Source organism: Vannielia sp. SX4 (genome assembly GCF_052828525.1).
The window spans coordinates 3,142,181-3,161,473 of sequence record NZ_CM128247.1 but is presented as its reverse complement, the minus strand read 5'-3'; the positions used below and the strand labels follow the sequence as shown (position 1 = coordinate 3,161,473).

Below are 19,293 nucleotides of genomic sequence, written 5' to 3'. Positions count from 1 at the left end.
CCCGGAGATGACCCAACCGAACGGTGCGCGCTAGAGCGCGCGGAGGAAGCCGGTGAGGTCGCTGGTGTGGTGGTGAATGTGTGGCGCCTCCAGTGCCTCGGGCGCGACATGGACGGTGCGCATGCCCATCGCGTGAGGCGCGGCGAGGTTGCGCGGGTCATCCTCGAACATCGCGGCGCGGGCCGGATCGAGCCCGGCCTTGGCGAAGACGGTCTCGAAGGCGGCGCGCTCGGGCTTGGGACGGAAGCCGGCATGCTCGACGCCGAAGACCTCGTCAAAAAGGCCGGAGAGGCCGCGCGCGGTGAGCACCCGCTCGGCGTAAGGTTTGGAGCCGTTGGTATAGACGAACTTGCGGCCGGGCAGGGCGGCGATGGCCTCGGCGAGCGCATCGTCGGCCTCGAGATGATCGAGCGAGATGTCATGGACGTGGGTCAGATATGGCCCTGGGTCGAGCCCGTGGACCTGCATCAGCCCGGCCAGCGTGGTGCCGTAATCGGCCCAGTATTTCTTGCGCAGGGCGTTGGCCTCGGGCTGGTCGACGCCGAGCGCCTCCATCACCCATGCGGTCATCCGCACCTCGATCTGGTCGAAGAGGCGGGCCTCGGGCGGGTAGAGCGTGTTGTCGAGGTCGAAGACCCAGGCGGCGACATGGGAGAAGAGGGGGGCGTGCGACATGGGGCGGACGCTATGGCGGGCGGCGCGGGGCTGCAAGGGGCGGGGCCGCAAAGAGGGTGCGGCGCATGGGCCGCTTGCCTCCGGGTGGCGCGGGGGCATAGGCTCGCCGGACAGGACACGGAGGAACCACTATGCCAAGCGCGCGGCCGCAGCAGAAAGATGCTTACGGGATGATCCTCGAGGCGATCGACCACGGCACCTACAAGCCCGGCGACCGGCTGGTGGAGAGCGAGTTGGCGGAGCGGTTCGGGGTGTCACGCACGCCGATCCGCGAGGCGCTGCAACGGCTGGAGACCCAGGCCCTGCTGGTGCGGGACGGGCGCAGCCTGATCGTGGCCTCGCTCGATCACAACGAGCTGGCGGAGCTGTACATCGTGCGGGCCGAGCTGGAGGCGCTGGCCGCCCGGCTGGCCGCCCGCCATGCCACGGCGGAGGAGGTGAAGGTGCTGGGCCAGATGGTGGAGCAGGACCGCGCGCGGGTGAATGACCCGGCGGCGCTGAGCCGCTCGAACCGGCGGTTTCATCGGCAGATCCACTTGGCCAGTCACAACCGCTTTCTGATCCAGCAACTCGACCTGGTGCATCGGTCGATGGCGCTATTGGCGACAACATCGCTGGCTGCCGAGGGGCGGGGCGAGGTGGCGCTGGGCGAGCATCAGGCGATCGTGGATGCGCTGGCCGCGCGGGACGAGGCGGGCGCGGGCGAGGCGCTGCGACGGCACATTTCGGTGGCCTTCGAGCAGCGGCTCAAGCTGGACGCGGCGCAGGACTGACGGGCTTTGGCCCGGGGCTCACGGGCGCGGGGCCGGTTCGGCGCGGTGTGACGCGCCGGGGTTTGACCGGCTGTCGCGGTGCGGAGCGCGGCTCGACCACGATCACCGGGGTCAGCACCTCGTCTTCCGGGTTGTGCAGCCCGTGGGTGGTTTTATCCCAGTAGAACGGGTTGGTGACGATCTCCCAGAGCGCCTTGTAGGAGGCGAGCGAGCCGAGCGGATAGTAGAGGTGCAGCGTGGGCACCCATTTGGCGAGCCATTTGTGGCCCGCGAGCCGGGTGCCCATGAGGCCGGTGGCGATGGTGACGAGTTCGGAGGCGAAGAAGGTGCCGGCCAAGGTCCAGATCGCCCAGCCGGGGAGCCATGCAGCGAGCGGGTGCCAGAGGCCGAGCACGATCAGCCAGAAGCTCCAGAGGAACGGCGCGAGGATAAACTGGCTCAGCGTGCCGAGAAACAGCAGTTGGAACCCGGCAAAGCGCCATGCGCCGAGGTCGCGCCAGAGCCGGGCCGGGCGGCGCATGTGGACGGCCCATGTGAGTGCGTAGCCCTTGAGCCAGCGCGAGCGTTGCTTGACCCAGGGCAGGGCGCGACAGTTGGCCTCTTCGAAGGTGGTGCTCTCGATCAGCTCGGTGCGGTAGCCTAGGCGCACAAGGCGCATTCCGAGGTCGGCATCTTCGGTGACGTTATGGGCATCCCAGCCGCCGATCTGGTCGAGCGCCTCACGGCGGAAGAATAGCGTGGTGCCACCGAGCGGCACCGGCCAGCCCAGCCGCGCCAGCCCCGGCAGCACGACGCGGAACCAGCTGGCATATTCGACTGCGAAGCAGCGTGAGAGCCAGTTGGTGCCGGCATTGTAGAAATCGAGCGCGCCCTGCAGGCAGGCGACCTCGGCGGGCCGCTCGTGAAAGCGTTGCACCACCTTGTGGATCTGCTCCGGCTCGGGGGCATCCTCGGCATCCCAGACGCCGACGATACTGCCGCGGGTGAACTCCAGCGCGTAATTCAGCGCGCGCGGCTTGGTCTGCACCGCGCCGCGCGGCACGATGATGACCCGGATCCAAGGCGGCAGCGGCGTGCGGGAGAGGGTGAGGCGCGTGGTGTCATCGGTGGATTCCATCACGAGGCAAACGTCGAGCAGCTCCTTGGGGTAGGTCAGCCGGGAGAGTCGCTGGATCAGGTGGCTGGCGATATGCTCCTCGCGGAAGAGCGGCACCAGCACCGAGACGACCGGCAGCCGGGCGATGGCGGGCCGCGCCCGGCGGCTGTTGAAGGCGGGGAGGGCGGAGGCGAGGGGGACAGGATCGCGGCTGCCGGGTTTGGCCATGCGGGCCTGCGCCTCGGCCTCCAGCATTTGCGCGGCGCGAGTGCGGGCGCGGCGCTCGGCCCGCAGCCGGTGCCAGGCCAGCCCGGTGGCGACGGCCTTCAGCCCCATCAGCAGCACGAGGGTGAGCACGGCCCAGCCGGTGAGCAGGGCGAAGGTGAGCCGGGGCGCGGCGATCACGGCCAGCAGCCCGGCGAGGCAGAGGGCGAAGAGCAGGCACTGCTTGCGCCGCGAGACAAAGTCGCGGCAGCTCATTGGCGCGTCGACGCGGGTTTCGGCCCGCTTGACCAGCGCCTTGGCGCGGATCTCTTGCACCGCCTGATAGATGTCTGTCTCTTGCGCCAGCGCCATGACCACCGGCCCGAAGATCTCGGTCAGCGCCTCGACGTTGCGAGCAAAGAGGTGCGGGCGGGAGGTGACGATGACGGTCAGCGAGCCGAGCCGCCGCCAGGGCAGGAGGGCATCGCGCAGGCAATTGGCGGGGCCGAGCATGTCGATCAGCCGGGGATCGGGCGGCTCGAAACCGACATCGACCACGCGGGCACGCCATTGGGTGGAGAGCGCCGCCATCAGCTCGGCATGTGTGATCATGCCTTGGGCGATGAGGATCTCGCCCAGCCGGGCATCCTCGCGGGCCTGCATGGCGAGGCCCTTCAGCAGGTCGGCGGGAGAGAGCACGCCCATTTCGGTGAGGATGGTGCCGAGGCGGGGGCGATCTGTCTCGACCGGACGCTCGGGCGTGACCAGTCTGAGGGCACCGTCGGCAGGCGACGGCGCGGCATCGGTGATGCGGCGCTTCGGCAGCGGGCTCATGGCGCGCAGATCCTTCCCCTGGTGGTACCGGGAACGGATTGGCAGCCCCCCGGCAGCAGATGAGGCCAAAGGCCCCACGGCTGCCACTGTGCCGCCCTTTTGGTTAAGGAAGGGTTAACCGCGAAGGGGCGCGAGCGGGCCGCAGCCCGCCGGAAGCGTCAGGCGGGTGCGCGCTCTTTCATCGCCGCGGCGAAGCGCTCGAAGAGATAGAAGCTGTCTTGCGGGCCGGGGCTGGCCTCGGGGTGGTACTGCACCGAGAACACGGGCTTGCCGTCGACCGCGATGCCGCAGTTGGAGCCGTCGAAGAGGCTCACATGGGTTTCGCTCACGCCCTCGGGCAGGGTCTGGCTGTCCACGGTGAAGCCGTGGTTCATGCTGGTGATCTCGACCTTGCCGGTGGTGAGGTCTTTCACCGGGTGGTTGGCGCCGTGGTGGCCGTGGTTCATCTTGATGGTTCGCGCGCCGAGCGCCAGCGCCAGCATCTGGTGGCCGAGGCAGATGCCGAAGACCGGGATCTCCTTGGCCAGCACTTCACGGATCATCGGCACGGCATAGGCGCCGGTGGCCGCCGGGTCGCCCGGGCCGTTGGAGAGGAAGACGCCGTCGGGGCCGTGGGCCAGCACCTCTTCAGCCGTGGCGGTGGCGGGCAGCACGGTCACATCGCAGCCCGCGCTGGCAAGGCAGCGCAGGATGTTGCGCTTGGCGCCGTAGTCGATGGCCACCACCTTGTGGCCCGGCCCCTCGCGCTTGGTGAAGCCCTCGGGCCAGGCCCAGCGCATCTCGTCCCAGCGGTAGCTCTGGGCGCAGGTAACATCCTTGGCGAGGTCCAGCCCCTCCAGCCCCGAGAACCCGCGCGCGGCGGCGATCAGCGCCTCGAGGTCGAAGTTGCCCTCGGGGTCATGGGCCAGCGCCACATGGGGCGCGCCCTGCTGGCGGATCGCGCGGGTCAGCCGCCGGGTATCGAGCCCGCCGATGCCCACCCGGCCGCGCCGGGCCAGCCAATCCTGCAGCTGCTCGGCGGCGCGCCAGTTGGAGGGCTCCGTCGGATCCCATTTGACGACCATGCCCTCGGCCACCGGATCGGCGGTTTCGTCATCCTCGGGGTTCACGCCCACGTTGCCGACATGGGGGAAGGTGAAGGTCACAACCTGGCCCGCGTAGGAGGGATCGGTCATGATCTCCTGATAGCCGGTCATCGCGGTGTTGAAGCACAGCTCGGCGGTGCGGATGCCCTCCGCTCCGAAGCCCTGTCCGTAGAACAGCGTGCCATCGGCAAGGGCGAGGCAGGCGGTGGGCTTGGGCTGGCTTGAGGGCATCGGCGCGACTCCTTCGGGGCATAGGTCAGTGCGGGCAAATCCGCCCGTTCCTAGGCGGGTCCGGGGGAGGCGTCAACCCGCTACCGGAACGGCGTGCGGGCCGTTGAAACGTGCTGTTTCCGCCACGTTGCCCGGTGCACGGGTTGCCCCACGCGGGAGGGCGGCGTAAGTTGCGCCCTTGTCTGGCCCGGGGGACGCGCAACCACTCACGCGCGGCGGGCGCAATCAAGGGTTTTTACCGCATGGATATCCGCACCCGCGTCTCGACGGCGCTGAAGGAGGCGATGAAGGCCAAGGAGGCCGAGCGCCTCTCGACGCTGCGCCTCATCAACGCCGCGATCAAGGACAAGGACATCGCCGCCCGGGGCGAGGACGGCGGCCTCGAGGCCGGTGTGACCGATGCTGAAGTGCTGGGGATCCTCGGCAAGATGGTGAAGCAGCGGCAGGAAAGCGCCCGCGCCTACGAGGAGGGCGGACGGCTCGACCTCGCCGAGCGTGAGCTGGCCGAGGTGAAGGTGATCGAGGAGTTCCTGCCGACCCAGCTCACCGAAGACGAGGCCGAGGCCGCGGTGAGCGAGGCGATCGAGGAAGTTGGCGCCGAGAGCATCCGCGACATGGGCCGGGTGATGGGCATTCTGAAAGAGCGCTACACCGGCCAGATGGATTTCGGTGCCGTTGGCCCGATGGTGAAGGACCGGCTGGCCTGACGGCCGCCCCGGCGCCCGGTCGCGCCTGCCTCCTCATTGGTCCTTGAAATATCCCGGGGGTGTGGGGGCAGCGCCCCCACGCCGACGATGGCCTCAAGCGTCCAAGGCCGGAAATGCAGCCCGAATTTTCGCCGCTTCCTCCGCCGGCACGGCAAACCGCTCCACGAACCGCGCCTTGAAGCTCACCCGCCCGCGCCGCGCGCCGAAGTTCTCGCCGTGGTTCAGGATGTAGAGCGCCGCCGGGTCGTGCAGGGGCGCAAGCTTTCGGCCCGCCAGCGCGGCGAGGTAGGGGAACATCCGGTGCTCATGGGCGGTGAGCGCCTCCAGAAACGCCGCATCGCCCGGATCGCGGGTGCAGCGGAAGGCGGCGCAGGAGCCGCAGAGCTTCCAGAACGGTTTCTGCCCCGGCTGGGCGAGGCTGCGGGGGGCTGCGCGGGCGAAGGTGCCGCGCCCGGCGTCCCAGATCCAGCCTTCCTCCACGAGGTAGCCACCGGGCGCGCGGCGGGCCAGCATTTCGGCCACCGTGCCGGGGGCGAGCAGGTCATCGGCGTCGAAGGGCATCACGTAGCCATCCTCCGGCCCCTGCGTTGGCAGGGCGCGGCAGAGGGCGGCGAGCTTGCGCCATTTGTCGTTGCCCTCCACCGCTTCAGTAAAGGGCAGGAAGGTGATGCGGCTGTCGGCTTCGAGCGCGGGCGGCAGGGCGGGGGCGTCCTGCCCGCAGATGAGGGCGCGCCAGCGGGGATTGGTCTGGGCGGCGAAGCTGGTCAGCGTCTCTGAGAGACGCGCCTCCACCGTCGCCCAGTCGCCGACGTGGTGCTTGCCAACCAACGGCAGGATGAACACCACCTCCGGCGCCGAAGGCGCCGCCTGCAAGGTGCCGCGGCGCGTAAGCGCCGCCTGTTCCGAGGGTGCAGGCCCGAGCGCGCGCGCCAGCGCAGGCGAGAGTGCGGCGGCGGCCCGGAGGGCGGCGCGTTTCCATTTGGGGGTGGCGGGCTGTTGGGCCATCAGTCTCTCAGCGGCAGCAGGGCGGCAAGCTCGGCGTAGAGCGCCTTGCGTTCCTCTTCGCTGAGAAAGGCCCCGATTTCAACCTCGCGCCCCTTGCCGGAGAGGGTGACGTAATAGGGCACCGGCCCGCCGCTGCGGTGCAGGGTGACGCGAACCCAATGCGGATTTTCCTCCCAGCTCTGGCGCGCGCCCTTGGGGTTTTGCCGGGTGAGCAGCAGCCGATCGGGCCAGAGCGTCAGCTCTTCGAGGATCTCGCCGTCGCGGTAGCTCTTTTGCAGCAAGAAATAGAGCAGCCAGAGCGCCCCCAGCATGAAGGGCAGAAGGCCCCAGAGGACCGGCGTGCCGAGGGCGGGGATCAGCGGGATGCAGAGCAGCGCCGCCGTGCCGCCGATGAACCAGACGAAGCCGACCTTCGGCAGCGAGCGGAAGGGCCAGGCCGAGAGGGCCGCGCGGGTGCCGTCGGGCGGCGGGGTTTGCCATGTGTAGGGCATGGAGGCGAGTTTATCCCCGCGGCGCGGCGGGGGCGAGAGGGCTGCGCCTCGGGCGCGTGCCGCGCGGCGCGGCGGCTCGTCGCAGCGATGCGGTGGGCATCAGCCTTTGCGCCGGGCGCGGAGCCGGAGGGCGATGCCGGCGAGGAGGAGCGCGGCACAGCACAGGAGGCCGCTGAAGCTGAGCAGCCCGCCCAGTTTGGAGAGCCAGTTCACCATGGCGATGCTGTCCGGGGTGTCGATGTAGCGGCGGGGCGCGCCACCTGCGTGCAGGGAGAAGCTGGGCAGGATCGTCAGGCAGGCGCCGGTTTCGGCGAGGGCGAGGGCGGCGGCGCTCCAGCGTGGCAGGGTCAGGGCCCCGGCGGCGCGCACCACCAGCACGGCGAGGGCGGTGCCGCCGAGGATCATGGCCGTGGTGAGCAGGTAGTGGCTGTAGGCCACGACGTAATAGGTGTCGTGATAGGCGCGGTCGTTGCTGGTCACTGACAGGGGCCAGGGTGGGAACAGGGCCGCGATCAGGGCGATCACCGCCCAGCCCGCCAGCAGGGCCAGCGGCAGGGCGAGCGGGTGGTGGCGCAGCAGGAGCAGCGCGGCGAGCGGTGCGATCATCAGAACGGTCAGCAGGGTCATCTGGGTGCGGGCATCGTGGAAGGGTCCGGAATGGAAAAGGGGCGCGTCGGTGATGACGCGCCCCTTGATCTTGTTTCTGGTCTCGCCCGCTTAGTGGTGGGCGACCTTGTCCCAGTCCTCGCGCTTGGGGAGGATCTCGAAGGTGTGCTCCGGCGGCGGGGAGGGCAGGGTCCACTCCAGCGTGTCGGCGTGCTCGTTCCACGGGTTGGCCGCGGGCGAGGGAGCGCCTTTGCGCATCGCGTAGAAGATCGTGACGATGAAGAACACGAAGCTGGCGAAGCTGAGGAAGGCGCCGATCGACGAGATGTAGTTATAGAAGGCAAAGGCTTCGGGGTAGTCGATGTAGCGGCGCGGCATGCCCTGACGGCCCAGGAAGTGCTGGGGGAAGAAGGTCAGGTTGGCGCCGATGAACATGGCCCAGAAGTGGATCTTGCCTGCGGTCTCCGAGTACATCTTGCCGGTGAACTTGGGGAAGTAGAAGTAGATCCCCGCGAATATGCAGAACACCGCACCGAGGCTCATCACGTAGTGGAAGTGCGCCACGACGTAGTAGGTGTCGTGATAGGCGCGGTCGATCCCGGCCTGCGAGAGCACGACGCCGGTGACGCCACCCACGGTGAAGAGGAACAGGAAGCCGAAGGCCCAGAGCATCGGGGTTTTGAACTCGATGGAGCCGCCCCACATGGTCGCGATCCAGGAGAAGATCTTGATGCCGGTGGGCACCGCGATCACCATGGTCGCCAGCATGAAGTAGCTCTGCTGGGTGAGGCTCATGCCGACGGTGTACATGTGGTGCGCCCAGACGACGAAGCCCAGAACACCGATCCCGATCAGCGCCCAGACCATCGGCAGGTAGCCGAAGATCGGTTTGCGGGCGAAGGTGCCGATGACGTGGGAGATGATCCCGAAGCCCGGCAGGATGATGATATACACCTCGGGGTGGCCAAAGAACCACAGGATGTGCTGGTAGAGGATCGGGTCACCGCCGCCCGAGGGGGCGAAGAAGGTGGTGCCGAAGTTCCGGTCGGTCAGCAGCATGGTGATGGCGCCGGCGAGCACCGGCAGGGCCAGCAGGATCAGCCATGCGGTCACGAAGATCGACCAGCTGAACAGCGGCACCTTGAACAGGGTCATGCCAGGGGCACGCATGTTCAGGAAGGTGGTGATCATGTTGATCGCGCCGAGGATCGAGCTGGCACCCGAGACGTGGACGGCGAAGATCGCGAGGTCCATCGAATAGCCGCCTTCGTTGGTCGAGAGCGGCGGGTAGAGCACCCAGCCCACGCCCGAGCCGAGCTGGCCGTTGCCGCCGGGCGAGAGCACCGAGGCCACCGCCAGCAGCGTGCCGGTCACGTAGAGCCAGTAGGACAGGTTGTTCATCCGCGGGAACGCCATGTCGGGCGCGCCGATCTGGAGCGGCATCAGGTAGTTGCCGAAGCCGCCGAAGAGCGCCGGAATCACCACGAAGAACATCATCAGGATGCCGTGGGCGGTGACGAGCACGTTCCACAGGTGGCCGTTCGGGGTGCATTCCTCTGCGGAGGGGATCATCCGCGAGCCTTCCATGCACATGAACTGCACTTCGGGGCTCATCAGCTCCATCCGCATGTAGACGGTGAAGGCCACCGAGATGAAACCCACCGCCGCGGCGGTGAAGAGGTAGAGGATGCCGATATCCTTGTGGTTGGTCGACATGAACCAACGGGTGAAGAAGGACCGGTTGTCCTCGTGGTCGTGACCGTGAACGGTGGCGTCCGCCATAGGTGCTGCCTCCCGGCTTGCGTAGGTTGTCCGAGCGGTCGAGCGAATGGGCCCATGCATCGCGCAGCAAGGCCCGGCTCTCCCTTCAGGACCCGCTTTTAGGCAACGCATTCAGGAACGGCAATGTGCAAGTGGTCGCAGGGGGTGGAAATTTGCGGCCTCAAACCGGGCAAAGTGCCGGTTGTCCGCGGATTTTCAGCCCGGCTGCGGGGCGAGCGCCGCGCGCGCCGCCAGATGGACCTCCTCGGCGCGGTCTTCCGGGCCGGGCGCGGTGGCGAGTCGCTCCAGCAGCGGGCGCAGCGGGGCGAGGTCGGGCGGGGGCAGGCGGGCGATCACCAGTTCGATCAACCAGTATTTCCACACCGCGTCCTCGCCGTGGAGGATGGTGCGCAGGTGGGGCAGCAGAGCGGCGCCCTCGGCCACCAGCAGGTCGGCCACCGGGCGGGCGACGGGCCAATTGGCATCTTGCACCCATTCCAGCAGGTCGGGCAGCAGCGGCGCGCGGGCCTCGGGCTCAAGCGCGGCCGCGCGGTGGACGGCGGCGATGTCATGCTTGTCGGCGGGCAGGCAGGCGGTGGCACTCATGCCGTTCAGCTATGATCTAAGCGGTGACGCAACAAGGGGGCGTGGTCAGCCGCCCTGAAATTTCAGCATCAGCACCACCCCGGCCCAGGCCGAGACGCCGGTGAGCACGGTGCCCCATGCGGTGTCGGTCGCCACCATCGCCCAGGACCAGTCCTTCATCACCGCCATCGAAGTGAACTCGTAGGTGCCATAGGCCATCGCGCCAATGATGGCGCCGTGGAGCAGCGCACGCATCGGGTCGGCATCGCGCAGGGCGGGGGCGGAGACGAGAAACACGAGGCCGCCGACATAGGCGAGGTAGAACAGTGCCGCCGGGGCGAGCAGCGGGCCGTCGCGCAGGGCATCGCCGAGGTGACGGCTGAAGAGCGGCTTCATCACCTGCGTCAGCATGATGGCGTCTGCGACGAGAAAGATGACGGCGGTTATGATGTAGAGCAGGATCATGGGGCGGTCCGTTGTGGCTTGGCGCAGAGATAGGGCGCGGGGGCGCAAGGCAAAGGGCAGGGGGGGCGTGCCCGTCACGGTGCGGCGGCGCGCCCGCCCGCCCACCCCGCGCCGCCGCCCCATGACGGGGTGCACCAGTATGGGCTCACTTCAGGCCTTACGCGGGTGGCGGTGTTGCGGTGGATACTTGCAGCAAGAAAATGCAGGCAGCCGCGCGCTTTGCCCATTTTCTTGCTCCAAATATTCCCGCCGGAGGCCTCGAATCTCTTTTGGACGAACCTGGACTTTGGCGAGGTGCGGGCGCGAGGGACGCGGCGCGGGGCGCGTGCCCACCGGGCGCAGCGAGGCTTGCCCGGCCTGCGGCGGCGGGGCGTTTTGACAGTCGGGGCGGATGAGTGTCAAATGCCGTGCAGTCGCTGGACGGGGCAAGGGGAGGAGCTCGGTTGGGCAAACGGGTGCTCTTGGTGGAAGACGAGCCGAACATCATCGAAGCGATCCGGTTCATCCTGAGCCGGGATGGCTGGCGCGTGGATACGCATTCCGATGGCGCCACGGCGCTGGAGGCGGTGGCGCGGGCGCGGCCCGATGTGATGATCCTCGATGTAATGCTGCCCGGAAAGTCGGGCTTCGATATCTTGCGGGAACTGCGAGCCGAGGAGGCGACTGCCGCGTTACCGGTGCTGATGCTCACCGCCAAGGGGCAGGGCAAGGACCGAGATCTGGCACTGCAATTCGGGGCCAACCGCTTCATGACAAAGCCTTTTTCAAATGATGAGGTGCTCGACTGCCTGCGCGAGCTGGCGGGGGCATGAGTGCGGGCGAGCCGCCGCGCGGGTCGCAGGCCGCGCCGGGGCAGCGGCTGATCGACATTGCCGACAGTGTCGATGCAGAGGATATTCCGCTCTTTCTCGCCCGGCAGACCTATCGCCGCCGCCGCTTGATGGATGCCGCCCGTTTGCTGCCGGTCGTGGGCCTCTGCCTCGTGCTCTTTCCGCTGCTGTGGATCGGGCAGGGCGAGGGGCCGCAGACGCGGGGCGGGGTGATTTACCTCTTCGGCATCTGGGCGCTGCTCATTGCCGTGGCGGGGCTTGTGGCCGCGCGGCTCTCGGCCCCGCTTCCGCCCGGCACCGGCGACGAGAGGGACGATGTCGTTTAATCTCCTCGTCGGGGTCTCGCTGCTCTACGTCGGCTTCCTGTTTCTGGTGGCCTTTCTCGCCGAGCGCCGGGCGCAGAGGGGGATGCCGCGCTGGCTCCGCTCGCCGATGGTCTACACCCTGTCGCTCAGTGTTTATTGCACGGCGTGGACGTTTTATGGCGCGGTGGGTTATGCAGCGCGATCCGGCCTCGAATACCTCACCATCTACCTCGGCCCGACGTTGGTGCTCACTGGCTGGTGGCTGGTGCTCCGCAAGCTGGTGCGCGTGGGGCGGACGCAGCGGATCACCTCGATCGCCGACCTGATCTCCAACCGCTACGGCAAGTCCAACGCCTTGGGCGTGCTCGTGACCCTGCTCGCGGTGATCGGCACTACGCCCTACATCGCGCTTCAGCTCCAGTCGGTCACGCTCTCGCTGGAGGTTTTCGCGCAGTCGTCCGGCGATGTGGAGCTTTCGGCCCGCAATGCGCTTTGGGTTGCAGGGGGCCTCGCGCTCTTCACCATCCTCTTCGGCACCCGGAACCTCGATGCCAACGAGCGCCACCACGGCGTTGTCACCGCCATCGCGGTGGAGGCGGTGGTGAAGCTGGTCGCCCTGCTGGCGGTGGGCATCTTCGTGGTCTGGGGCCTTGCGGGTGGCGTGGGCGACATGCTGGCGCGGATCGATGCCTCCTCGATGGCCGACTGGCCGCTTGTGCCGAGCCGCTGGGCGGGTCTGACCTTTCTTTCCGCCGCCGCGATCCTCTGCCTGCCGCGGATGTTTCAGGTGCTGGTGGTCGAGAACTCGGACGAGGCGCATCTGGCGACGGCGTCATGGGCCTTTCCGCTCTACCTGCTGCTGATGAGCCTCTTCGTGGTGCCGATTGCGGTGATGGGGCTGGAGCGGCTGCCTGCGGGTTCCAACCCCGACCTCTTCGTGCTCACCCTGCCGCTCAGCGAGGGGCGGGGCGGGCTGGCGATGCTGGCCTTTCTGGGCGGGCTCTCCAGCGCGACGAGCATGGTGATCGTCGCGGCGATTGCGCTCTCCACCATGGTCTCCAACCACATCGTCATGCCGCTCTGGCTGCGCCGCCAGCAGGTGGGCGGGGCGATGATGGCGGGCGACGTGCGGGCGGTGGTACTCACCGCGCGGCGCATCTCCATCGCGGGCGTGCTGCTGCTGGGCTACCTTTATTACCGGCTTTCCGGCGGCTCCGAGGCGCTGGCGGCGATTGGCCTGATCTCCTTTGCCGGTGTGGCGCAGGCGCTGCCCGCGTTGCTTGGCGGGCTGTTCTGGCGCGGGGCTACGCGGAAGGGGGCGATGGCCGGTCTGGTGATTGGCTTCGTGCTCTGGGCGTGGACGCTGTTTTTGCCCAGCTTCGGCCCCGGCGGCCCGATTGGCGCGACGGTGCTTGCCGAAGGCCCGCTGGGGCTGGAGTGGCTGCGCCCGCGCGCGCTCTTCGGGATCGGCGGGATGGACCCGCTGGTGCATTCGCTTTTCTGGTCCATCGGGTTGAACACGCTGGCTTTTCTGGGCGTCTCGCTCGCCACATTCCCCGGCCCGCTGGAGCGGCTGCAATCGGCGCAGGTGGTCAATGTCTTTGCCCATACTGTTGGCGCGCGGGGCTGGGCACGGGGCAGTGCCGAGGCCGAAGACCTGCTGATGATGGCGCAGCGCATCCTTGGCGCGCAGGAGGCACAGGCGCTGTTCCGGCGCGAGGCCGAGGATCAGGGGCGGCAGGGGCAGTTGCCGGTGATCACCGCCGACTTTCTCGGCCGGGTGGAGCGGGAGCTGGCCGGTTCGGTCGGCGCGGCGACGGCCCATGCGATGGTGGGCCAGCTGGCGGGCGGCTCCTCGGTGCTGGTGGAAGACCTGATGCGGGTGGCCGATGAGGCGCAGCAGATCCTTGAATACTCCAGTCAGCTCGAGCAGAAATCAGACGAGCTGGCGCGCACCGCCGGGCAGCTGAGGGATGCCAACGAGAAGCTCACGCAGCTGTCGATCCAGAAAGACGCCTTTTTGAGCCAGATCAGCCATGAGCTGCGCACGCCGATGACCTCGATCCGCTCGTTCAGCGAACTCTTGCGCGATGGCGGTCTGCCGCCGGAGGATCAGGCGCGGTTCGCCGGGATCATCCACGACGAGGCGCAGCGGCTGACCCGGCTGCTGAACGACCTGCTCGACCTCGGGGTGATGGAGAACGCTCAGGTGAGCCTCAACCTTGGCCCGGCGCGGCTGGGGGACCTGATCGACAGGGCGGTCGCCTCTGCGGCGCCGGCGGGGGCGGGGCTGAAGATTCACCGCACGCCCGCCCGCGAGGCCCGAGAGTTGGTGACCGATGGCGACCGGCTGGTGCAGGTCTTCATCAACCTCATCGCCAATGCGGCGAAGTACTGCGATGCCCCGGCGCCGGAATTGCGGATCGAGGTGGGCGAGGAGGCCGGGCCGGAGGGGCACGAGCTGACGGTGGATTTCATCGACAACGGCTCGGGGATCGCGGAACGCTCGCGGGAGATTATCTTTGAGAAATTCGCAAGGCTGACAGATACGTCCGCCGCCGGGGGCGCGGGGCTGGGGCTGGCGATCTGCCGCGAGATCATGGCCCGGCTGGGCGGCGAGGTGAGCTACCTGCCCGGCCATGGCGGCGCGGCCTTCAGGGCGCGGCTGCCACTGGCGCGGCGGGCCGGGCAGGCGGCCTGAACGGAAGGCCGGATTTGTGCCGAAAGGCAATCCGGGGTTAACCAATTTCAAACCTCCGCGTGACACAAACGGCCTGAACGCCCTGCCCCCGGGGCCTGCCCGATGGAGCCATGACCGACACCACGCGAGACCTCGTGCTGCGCCGGAAGCTGGATGCCGGTGCGCCCGACCCGGCCCTTGCCGTGGCCGGGCTTCCGCCCGTGGCCAAGGCGCTGGGCCTCGCGATGGCGCGGGTGTCGGACAAGCTGATGGAGCTTGTCGCCGCCGCCGAGAGCACCGGACAGAGCACCCGCAGCCTTGCTGAACTGCTCGATGAGCTGCCCGCCAACGGGCTCTATGCAGTGCTGGAGGGGCCGCAGGAGGCGCAGGGGGTGATGGTGCTCGACAATGCGCTGATGGGTGCGCTGATCGAGCAGCAGACGGCGGGGGCGCTGGCGCCGGGTGCGCCCACGGCGCGCAAACCTACACGAACCGATGCCGCGCTTTGTGCCGACTGGATCGACGCCGTGCTGCGGGCTCTTGCCGAAACCTATGCCGAGGCGGCGCAGGCGAGTTGGCTCAGCGGATTCGGCTTTTCCTGCCACCTGCCGGATGCCCGCCCGCTGGGGCTGATGCTGGAGGACGAGCCTTACCACGTGCTCGACTTCGCGCTCGACCTGGGCGAGGGCGCACGCAAGGGCAGCGGCAAGCTGATCCTCCCGGCGCTGGGCCGCGCGCCGGAGGGGCGGCCTGCGGCCAGCGGCGAGGCGGGCGCGGAACCGCACCCCGATGACCGCGCCGCATGGGAGCGGCGGCTGGAGGGGCAGGTAATGGATGCGGAGGTGACTTTGCTCGCCGTGCTGCACCGTTTCCGCCGCAGCATCGGCGAGGTGCAGGAGTTTGCCGAGGGCGATGTGATTGCGCTGCCCGAGGGGGTGATCAACGCGCTGCGGCTGGAAACCGGCGATGGCACGGCGGTGGCCGCCGGGCGGCTGGGGCAGACGGCGGGCGCCCGCGCGGTGCGGCTGAGAGATGCCGATGACCTCTCTGAGCCGGAGGACGAGATGGGCGCGGCGATGGCGGCGCTGGACGACCCCGAAGATGACCTGCCTGGCCTGCCTGACATGCCCGACGCCGAAGAGCTGCCCGGTCTGCCAGACCTGCCGGGCGCGGAGGATGCAGAAGAGCGGGTCGATCCGTTGGCCGGGCTGGAGGACCTGCCAGACATCCCCGAGCTTGATGGCGATTTCGGCGGGCTCGGCGAGGAGGACTTGCCGGAATTGCCCGAACTGGGGGAGGGCGGATTGCCGGAGCTGCCCGATTTGCCGGACCTTGAGGGGTTGACGGGCACCTGAGCCGCGCGGTCCGGCGGCGGTGTGGCTGTGCCGGAAGGGGTTTGGCCAGAAGGTCAGTCGCGCCTCGCCCTGGCGCTACGCCCGATCAGCCCTCGTGCAGGGCCTGCAGCCGGGGGGCGAGGGCGGCGAGGTCGTAGCCGGCGCGGGCGGCGGTTTGAATCAACTCGGCCGGGGGCGTGTCGGGCGCTGCGCCGAGCATCCAGAGCACGGTGCAGCGGGTGCCGGACTGGCAGTAGGCCAGCACCGGGCCTGCGCTCTCCTCGATCGCGGCGCGCTGGCGGGTCACCACCTCGGCGGTCATCGATGAATGCACCACCGGATTCACGATGAAGGCCAGCCCTGCCGCCTCGGCCGCCGCTGCCACATCGGCGGCCTGCAGGCCCGGCGGCACCTCGCCATCGGGCCGGTTGCAGATGATCGTCGAGAACCCCGCCTCCGCGATGGCCTGCACCTCCTCGGGCGAGATCTGCGGCGAGACGGAGAGCTTGGGCGTGAGCTGGCGGGGCGCGGGCATGAGGTGTCCTTTCTGCGGGCCTTTGACCGGGCGGATGGAACCGCCGGGCCTCGCCGATTGATATACCTCAAGGACGCCCCGCTGCCAGCGCTTTAGCCTGAGCCGAGGCGCAGCGATTGGAAGGACCCTGCCATGACCGATGTAAATGCCCGCAAGGCCGCGCTGGAAAAGCGCCTCGCCGAGCTCGACACCCGCCTTCACGAGATTCAGGACGAGCTGGTGAGCCACAACTCCGCCGATTGGGAGGAGCTGGCGACCGAGCGCGAGGAGGATGAGGTGCTGGAGGGGCAGGGCGTGAAGGGGCAGGCCGAGATGGCCGCGATCCGCGCCGCGCTCGCCCGGATCGAGGCGGGGGAGTACGGGTTTTGCACCCAATGCGGTAGCGAGATTTCGGCCGCCCGGCTCGATCTGTTGCCGCAGACGCCGTTTTGCAAGGCCTGCGCCCCCTGAGCGGCCTCCGCACCGCGCCCTATCTGCCCGCACGCGCTTGTCTTTCTGCCCCGGCCCGGCTTTGATGCGGCAGGCCGCAGGGCAGGCGGCGGGAAGAATGCAGAGGGCAGGGCGATGGCATCTCCGGTCAAGCTCAACGTGATGGACGGCGTGGCGCGGATCGTGATCGACGCGCCGCCGGTGAACGCGCAATCGCTCGCGGTGCGGCGCGGGCTGTGGGAGGCCGTGCGCATGGCCGGGGCCGACCCGAAGGTGACGGCGCTGGCGATCCTTGGCGCGGGGCGCAACTTTTCGGCGGGCGCGGATATTGCCGAGTTCGGCCAACCGGGGCAGGACCCGTGGTTTGGCGCGGTCTACACTTTGATCGAGGATTGCCCCAAGCCGGTGGTCGCGGGCATCGCGGGGGCGGCGCTGGGCGGCGGGCTGGAGCTGGCGATGGCCTGCCACTTCCGCCTCGCAGCGCCTGATGCCCGGCTGGGCTTGCCGGAGGTGACGTTGGGGCTGGTGCCCGGCGCGGGCGGCACCCAGCGCGGGCCACGGCTGATCGGCGCCGAGGCGGCGCTGCGGATGACCCTGAGCGGCCAGCCGATGAGCGCCCGCACTGCGGAAAAGCTGGGGCTGGTGGATGGCGTGGTAGAGGGCGATCTGGCCGAGACCACGCTGGCGCTCGCCCGCGAGTTGGGGCAGGGCGAAGCCGCCGCCCCGCGCCGCAGCCGGGATGTGCGGGACGGGCTGAGCGACCCGCGGGCCTTCGAGGCGGCCATCGCCAAGGCCCGCGCGGCGCTCGCCGCCGACCCGGAGCGCGCCCGGCTGGAGGCGCCGCACCGGGTGATCGACTGTATCGAGAGTGCGCTTTTACTGCCGTTCGAGACCGGGCTGGCCTATGAGCTGGATGCCTTCGAGGAGCTGCGGGAGGGTCGGCAATCTGCCGCGCTGCGCCATGTGTTCTTTGCCGAGCGCGCCGTCGCCCGCCCGGCGCGGCTGGGCGGCGAGAAGCCGGGCAGGGTGGCGCGGATCGGCGTGGTGGGCGGCGGCCCGCTGGGCGCATCGCTCGCCGCTGCCGCCGCGCGGGCGGGCGTGGAGGTGCGGCTGATGGAGCAGGATGCGGCGCATCTGGAGGCCGCGAAACAGCGTGTCGAGGCGCTGCTGACGGGCGAGGCGGATGCCGGGCGGATGCGCACCGAGGAAGTTGACCGTTCGATGGCGCGGATCGGCGGCACCGAGGAGGATGGCGGGCTGGAGGGCTGCGACATCGTCGTCGAGACCCTGCCGGACGAGAGCGGGCTGAAGGCGGACCTGCTGGCGCGGCTCTCCGAGCTGCTGGGCGCGGGGCCGGTGCTGGCCACGATGGCGCGCAGCCCCGATCTGGATCAACTGGCGACCCCGCTGCCGCACCCTGAGCGGTTCATCGCGCTGCGCTTCGATGACGCGGCACACCGGGCCGGGCTGCTGGAAGTCGGCGCTTTGGAACAGGCGGGGGCAGAGGCGGTTGCGGCGGGTTTCGGCCTTGCAAAGGCCTTGGGCATTCAGGCGATTTTTGCCGAGCCTTCCGTGGCTTCGCTCGTCGCAGGCGCGGGCCGGGCGGCGGCGGAGGAGCAGGTGGCGCGGGGCGAGGCCAGCGAGGCGGAGGTGAATGCCGCCTGGGGCAGCTTCGGGCTGGGCACCTGCTTTGGCGGCACAGAAGCGGCCGATCTGCCAGCTTGGAAGGCGGCCAAGCTCGTGCGCCCGGCCTGCCTTGCGATGGCCAACGCGGGCGCGTTGATGCTGGCGCAGGGCGCGGTGGAGAGTGCGGCGGCGCTCGATGTAGCACTGGTCGCCTCGGGCGGCTTTCCGCGCCACGAGGGCGGGCCGCTTCACTGGGCCGAGGCCGAGGGGCTGGCGCGGGTGGAGGCGGAACTGGCTGCGCGGGCCGAAAGCCACGGCGATGCGCTCTGGGAGCCTGCGCCGCAATTCGGCGAGCTGGTCAAGAACGGGCAGGGCTGGGGCGATCTCTGAAGCCGCCGCGCGGCGCTTAGCCGAGCAAAAGCCCGATCACCACCAGCGCGAGGCCGATGGCCGAGACGCCGAGGGCGGCCATGTTCCATGCGCCCATCTTCTGCATATGCGCGACCATCTCCGCGTCGGGCAGCCCGGCGTTGCGAGCCTTCATCACCGAGCGGACGCAGGCGAGGATGCCGACCACCCCGGCCAGCGCGAGCGCGGCGCCGGGCCAGACGAGCAGGGAGAGGTCGAGGGCACTGGTGGTTTGTTCCATGCGCGGGCAGGTACACCGCGCGGTGGGGCTTTTCAAGCCGTGCGCGCGCCGCTACTCAGGGCGCCAAGTCGAAGAACGAGACCGAGGCAGAAGGAGAAACACATGAGCGATATGGACGAAGGCGGCTCCCCGAGCACCTACCGCGTGGCGGCTGACGAGCTGCGCCAGTTCATCGAGCGGTTCGAGCGGCTGGAGGCGGAAAAGAAAGACATCGCCGACCAGCAGAAAGAGGTGATGGCCGAGGCCAAGGGCCGGGGCTACGACACCAAGGTGATGCGCAAGGTGATCGCGCTGCGCAAGCGCGAGCCCGATGACATTGCTGAGGAAGAGGCCGTGCTCGACATGTACAAGCAGGCGCTTGGCATGTGACAGGCCCCTCAGGCCACT

General features: G+C 69.1%; 20 protein-coding genes. 9 read left to right on the top strand and 11 right to left on the bottom strand.

Going from position 1 to position 19,293, the window contains the following annotated elements; genetic code table 11:
- Positions 1 to 30: 30 nt before the first annotated feature.
- Complete coding sequence (locus ACUXVX_RS15545) at positions 31 to 675, bottom strand: pyrimidine 5'-nucleotidase (RefSeq protein WP_446309003.1); 645 nt, start codon at positions 673 to 675, stop codon at positions 31 to 33.
- A 131-nt stretch (positions 676 to 806) separates the two neighbouring features.
- On the opposite strand from ACUXVX_RS15545, the gene ACUXVX_RS15540 reads away from it, so the two are divergent.
- Positions 807 to 1,448, top strand: coding sequence for a GntR family transcriptional regulator (locus tag ACUXVX_RS15540; protein WP_222468693.1), 642 nt, complete (start codon positions 807 to 809; stop codon positions 1,446 to 1,448).
- Here the strand turns inward: ACUXVX_RS15540 and ACUXVX_RS15535 are convergent.
- Both ACUXVX_RS15535 and carA read right to left on the bottom strand, forming a co-directional pair.
- Positions 1,423 to 3,582 (bottom strand): glycosyltransferase family 2 protein, encoded by a 2,160-nt coding sequence (locus ACUXVX_RS15535; protein WP_446309002.1) that lies wholly within the window; start codon positions 3,580 to 3,582, stop codon positions 1,423 to 1,425. The two genes, ACUXVX_RS15540 and ACUXVX_RS15535, sit on opposite strands and share 26 nt — an antisense overlap.
- Positions 3,583 to 3,740: 158 nt before the next feature.
- Positions 3,741 to 4,898, bottom strand: coding sequence for a glutamine-hydrolyzing carbamoyl-phosphate synthase small subunit (carA, locus tag ACUXVX_RS15530; RefSeq protein ID WP_446309001.1), 1,158 nt, complete (start codon positions 4,896 to 4,898; stop codon positions 3,741 to 3,743).
- A gap of 242 nt (positions 4,899 to 5,140) precedes the next feature.
- On the opposite strand from carA, the gene ACUXVX_RS15525 reads away from it, so the two are divergent.
- Positions 5,141 to 5,605: a GatB/YqeY domain-containing protein gene (locus ACUXVX_RS15525; protein ID WP_222468695.1), complete on the top strand. Its 465-nt coding sequence runs from the start codon at positions 5,141 to 5,143 to the stop codon at positions 5,603 to 5,605.
- A gap of 93 nt (positions 5,606 to 5,698) precedes the next feature.
- On the opposite strand, the gene ACUXVX_RS15520 is transcribed toward ACUXVX_RS15525, so the two are convergent.
- The 6 genes from ACUXVX_RS15520 to ACUXVX_RS15495 all read right to left on the bottom strand — a co-directional run bounded on the left by ACUXVX_RS15520 (position 5,699) and on the right by ACUXVX_RS15495 (position 10,518).
- Entirely contained in the window at positions 5,699 to 6,610 is a 912-nt protein-coding gene (locus ACUXVX_RS15520) for a hypothetical protein (RefSeq protein WP_446309000.1), read from the bottom strand.
- Positions 6,610 to 7,101 carry a DUF2244 domain-containing protein gene (locus tag ACUXVX_RS15515; RefSeq protein WP_446308999.1) on the bottom strand — a complete coding sequence of 164 codons (492 nt, stop codon included), beginning with the start codon at positions 7,099 to 7,101 and terminating at the stop codon, positions 6,610 to 6,612. The genes ACUXVX_RS15520 and ACUXVX_RS15515 overlap by 1 nt, the downstream gene beginning before the upstream one ends.
- Positions 7,102 to 7,200: 99 nt before the next feature.
- The gene (locus tag ACUXVX_RS15510; protein WP_446308998.1) at positions 7,201 to 7,728 is read right to left on the bottom strand and encodes a cbb3-type cytochrome c oxidase subunit I; all 528 of its coding nucleotides are present in this window, start codon (positions 7,726 to 7,728) and stop codon (positions 7,201 to 7,203) included.
- Positions 7,729 to 7,818: 90 nt separating this feature from the next.
- Complete coding sequence (ctaD, locus tag ACUXVX_RS15505; RefSeq protein ID WP_222494099.1) at positions 7,819 to 9,489, bottom strand: cytochrome c oxidase subunit I; 1,671 nt, start codon at positions 9,487 to 9,489, stop codon at positions 7,819 to 7,821.
- A 195-nt stretch (positions 9,490 to 9,684) separates the two neighbouring features.
- The gene (locus ACUXVX_RS15500) at positions 9,685 to 10,074 is read right to left on the bottom strand and encodes a DUF5071 domain-containing protein (RefSeq protein ID WP_446308997.1); all 390 of its coding nucleotides are present in this window, start codon (positions 10,072 to 10,074) and stop codon (positions 9,685 to 9,687) included.
- 45 nt (positions 10,075 to 10,119) lie between these two features.
- Entirely contained in the window at positions 10,120 to 10,518 is a 399-nt protein-coding gene (locus ACUXVX_RS15495) for a DUF2177 family protein (protein WP_446308996.1), read from the bottom strand.
- Between the two features lie 443 nt (positions 10,519 to 10,961).
- On the opposite strand from ACUXVX_RS15495, the gene ACUXVX_RS15490 reads away from it, so the two are divergent.
- The 4 genes from ACUXVX_RS15490 (at position 10,962) to ACUXVX_RS15475 (ending at position 15,688) form a co-directional block, all read left to right on the top strand.
- Positions 10,962 to 11,330 carry a response regulator transcription factor gene (locus ACUXVX_RS15490; RefSeq protein WP_222494096.1) on the top strand — a complete coding sequence of 123 codons (369 nt, stop codon included), beginning with the start codon at positions 10,962 to 10,964 and terminating at the stop codon, positions 11,328 to 11,330.
- Positions 11,327 to 11,674 carry a hypothetical protein gene (locus tag ACUXVX_RS15485; protein ID WP_446308995.1) on the top strand — a complete coding sequence of 116 codons (348 nt, stop codon included), beginning with the start codon at positions 11,327 to 11,329 and terminating at the stop codon, positions 11,672 to 11,674. Before ACUXVX_RS15490 ends, ACUXVX_RS15485 begins: the two co-directional genes overlap by 4 nt.
- Positions 11,664 to 14,354: an ATP-binding protein gene (locus ACUXVX_RS15480; RefSeq protein ID WP_446308994.1), complete on the top strand. Its 2,691-nt coding sequence runs from the start codon at positions 11,664 to 11,666 to the stop codon at positions 14,352 to 14,354. The genes ACUXVX_RS15485 and ACUXVX_RS15480 overlap by 11 nt, the downstream gene beginning before the upstream one ends.
- A 110-nt stretch (positions 14,355 to 14,464) precedes the next feature.
- Positions 14,465 to 15,688, top strand: a complete 1,224-nt coding sequence (locus ACUXVX_RS15475; protein WP_446308993.1) for a FliM/FliN family flagellar motor switch protein — start codon at positions 14,465 to 14,467, stop codon at positions 15,686 to 15,688.
- Positions 15,689 to 15,773: 85 nt separating this feature from the next.
- On the opposite strand, the gene ACUXVX_RS15470 is transcribed toward ACUXVX_RS15475, so the two are convergent.
- Complete coding sequence (locus ACUXVX_RS15470) at positions 15,774 to 16,202, bottom strand: TIGR01244 family sulfur transferase (RefSeq protein WP_222468705.1); 429 nt, start codon at positions 16,200 to 16,202, stop codon at positions 15,774 to 15,776.
- A 132-nt stretch (positions 16,203 to 16,334) separates the two neighbouring features.
- Here ACUXVX_RS15470 and ACUXVX_RS15465 point away from each other — a divergent pair, with 132 nt between their 5' ends.
- Both ACUXVX_RS15465 and ACUXVX_RS15460 read left to right on the top strand, forming a co-directional pair.
- Positions 16,335 to 16,652, top strand: a complete 318-nt coding sequence (locus ACUXVX_RS15465) for a TraR/DksA family transcriptional regulator (protein ID WP_446308992.1) — start codon at positions 16,335 to 16,337, stop codon at positions 16,650 to 16,652.
- A 114-nt stretch (positions 16,653 to 16,766) separates the two neighbouring features.
- Complete coding sequence (locus tag ACUXVX_RS15460) at positions 16,767 to 18,647, top strand: enoyl-CoA hydratase-related protein (RefSeq protein WP_446308991.1); 1,881 nt, start codon at positions 16,767 to 16,769, stop codon at positions 18,645 to 18,647.
- 16 nt (positions 18,648 to 18,663) lie between these two features.
- On the opposite strand, the gene ACUXVX_RS15455 is transcribed toward ACUXVX_RS15460, so the two are convergent.
- Positions 18,664 to 18,906, bottom strand: a complete 243-nt coding sequence (locus ACUXVX_RS15455; protein ID WP_222494086.1) for a hypothetical protein — start codon at positions 18,904 to 18,906, stop codon at positions 18,664 to 18,666.
- A gap of 102 nt (positions 18,907 to 19,008) precedes the next feature.
- Between ACUXVX_RS15455 and ACUXVX_RS15450 the strand changes: the two genes are divergently transcribed.
- Entirely contained in the window at positions 19,009 to 19,275 is a 267-nt protein-coding gene (locus tag ACUXVX_RS15450; RefSeq protein WP_222468709.1) for a DUF2312 domain-containing protein, read from the top strand.
- Positions 19,276 to 19,293: the final 18 nt, after the last annotated feature.

Bases quoted from the DNA above. Each gene is read 5' to 3' on its own strand.
- ACUXVX_RS15470 (WP_222468705.1), bottom strand. From the start codon at position 16,202: ATGCCCGCGCCCCGCCAGCTCACGCCCAAGCTCTCCGTCTCGCCGCAG.
- ACUXVX_RS15485 (WP_446308995.1), top strand. From the start codon at position 11,327: ATGAGTGCGGGCGAGCCGCCGCGCGGGTCGCAGGCCGCGCCGGGGCAG.
- ACUXVX_RS15455 (WP_222494086.1), bottom strand. From the start codon at position 18,906: ATGGAACAAACCACCAGTGCCCTCGACCTCTCCCTGCTCGTCTGGCCC.
- ACUXVX_RS15510 (WP_446308998.1), bottom strand. From the start codon at position 7,728: ATGACCCTGCTGACCGTTCTGATGATCGCACCGCTCGCCGCGCTGCTC.
- carA (WP_446309001.1), bottom strand. From the start codon at position 4,898: ATGCCCTCAAGCCAGCCCAAGCCCACCGCCTGCCTCGCCCTTGCCGAT.
- ACUXVX_RS15460 (WP_446308991.1), top strand. From the start codon at position 16,767: ATGGCATCTCCGGTCAAGCTCAACGTGATGGACGGCGTGGCGCGGATC.
- ACUXVX_RS15480 (WP_446308994.1), top strand. From the start codon at position 11,664: ATGTCGTTTAATCTCCTCGTCGGGGTCTCGCTGCTCTACGTCGGCTTC.
- ACUXVX_RS15515 (WP_446308999.1), bottom strand. From the start codon at position 7,101: ATGCCCTACACATGGCAAACCCCGCCGCCCGACGGCACCCGCGCGGCC.
- ACUXVX_RS15545 (WP_446309003.1), bottom strand. From the start codon at position 675: ATGTCGCACGCCCCCCTCTTCTCCCATGTCGCCGCCTGGGTCTTCGAC.
- ACUXVX_RS15465 (WP_446308992.1), top strand. From the start codon at position 16,335: ATGACCGATGTAAATGCCCGCAAGGCCGCGCTGGAAAAGCGCCTCGCC.
- ACUXVX_RS15475 (WP_446308993.1), top strand. From the start codon at position 14,465: ATGACCGACACCACGCGAGACCTCGTGCTGCGCCGGAAGCTGGATGCC.
- ctaD (WP_222494099.1), bottom strand. From the start codon at position 9,489: ATGGCGGACGCCACCGTTCACGGTCACGACCACGAGGACAACCGGTCC.
- ACUXVX_RS15500 (WP_446308997.1), bottom strand. From the start codon at position 10,074: ATGAGTGCCACCGCCTGCCTGCCCGCCGACAAGCATGACATCGCCGCC.
- ACUXVX_RS15525 (WP_222468695.1), top strand. From the start codon at position 5,141: ATGGATATCCGCACCCGCGTCTCGACGGCGCTGAAGGAGGCGATGAAG.
- ACUXVX_RS15540 (WP_222468693.1), top strand. From the start codon at position 807: ATGCCAAGCGCGCGGCCGCAGCAGAAAGATGCTTACGGGATGATCCTC.
- ACUXVX_RS15450 (WP_222468709.1), top strand. From the start codon at position 19,009: ATGAGCGATATGGACGAAGGCGGCTCCCCGAGCACCTACCGCGTGGCG.
- ACUXVX_RS15535 (WP_446309002.1), bottom strand. From the start codon at position 3,582: ATGAGCCCGCTGCCGAAGCGCCGCATCACCGATGCCGCGCCGTCGCCT.
- ACUXVX_RS15495 (WP_446308996.1), bottom strand. From the start codon at position 10,518: ATGATCCTGCTCTACATCATAACCGCCGTCATCTTTCTCGTCGCAGAC.
- ACUXVX_RS15520 (WP_446309000.1), bottom strand. From the start codon at position 6,610: ATGGCCCAACAGCCCGCCACCCCCAAATGGAAACGCGCCGCCCTCCGG.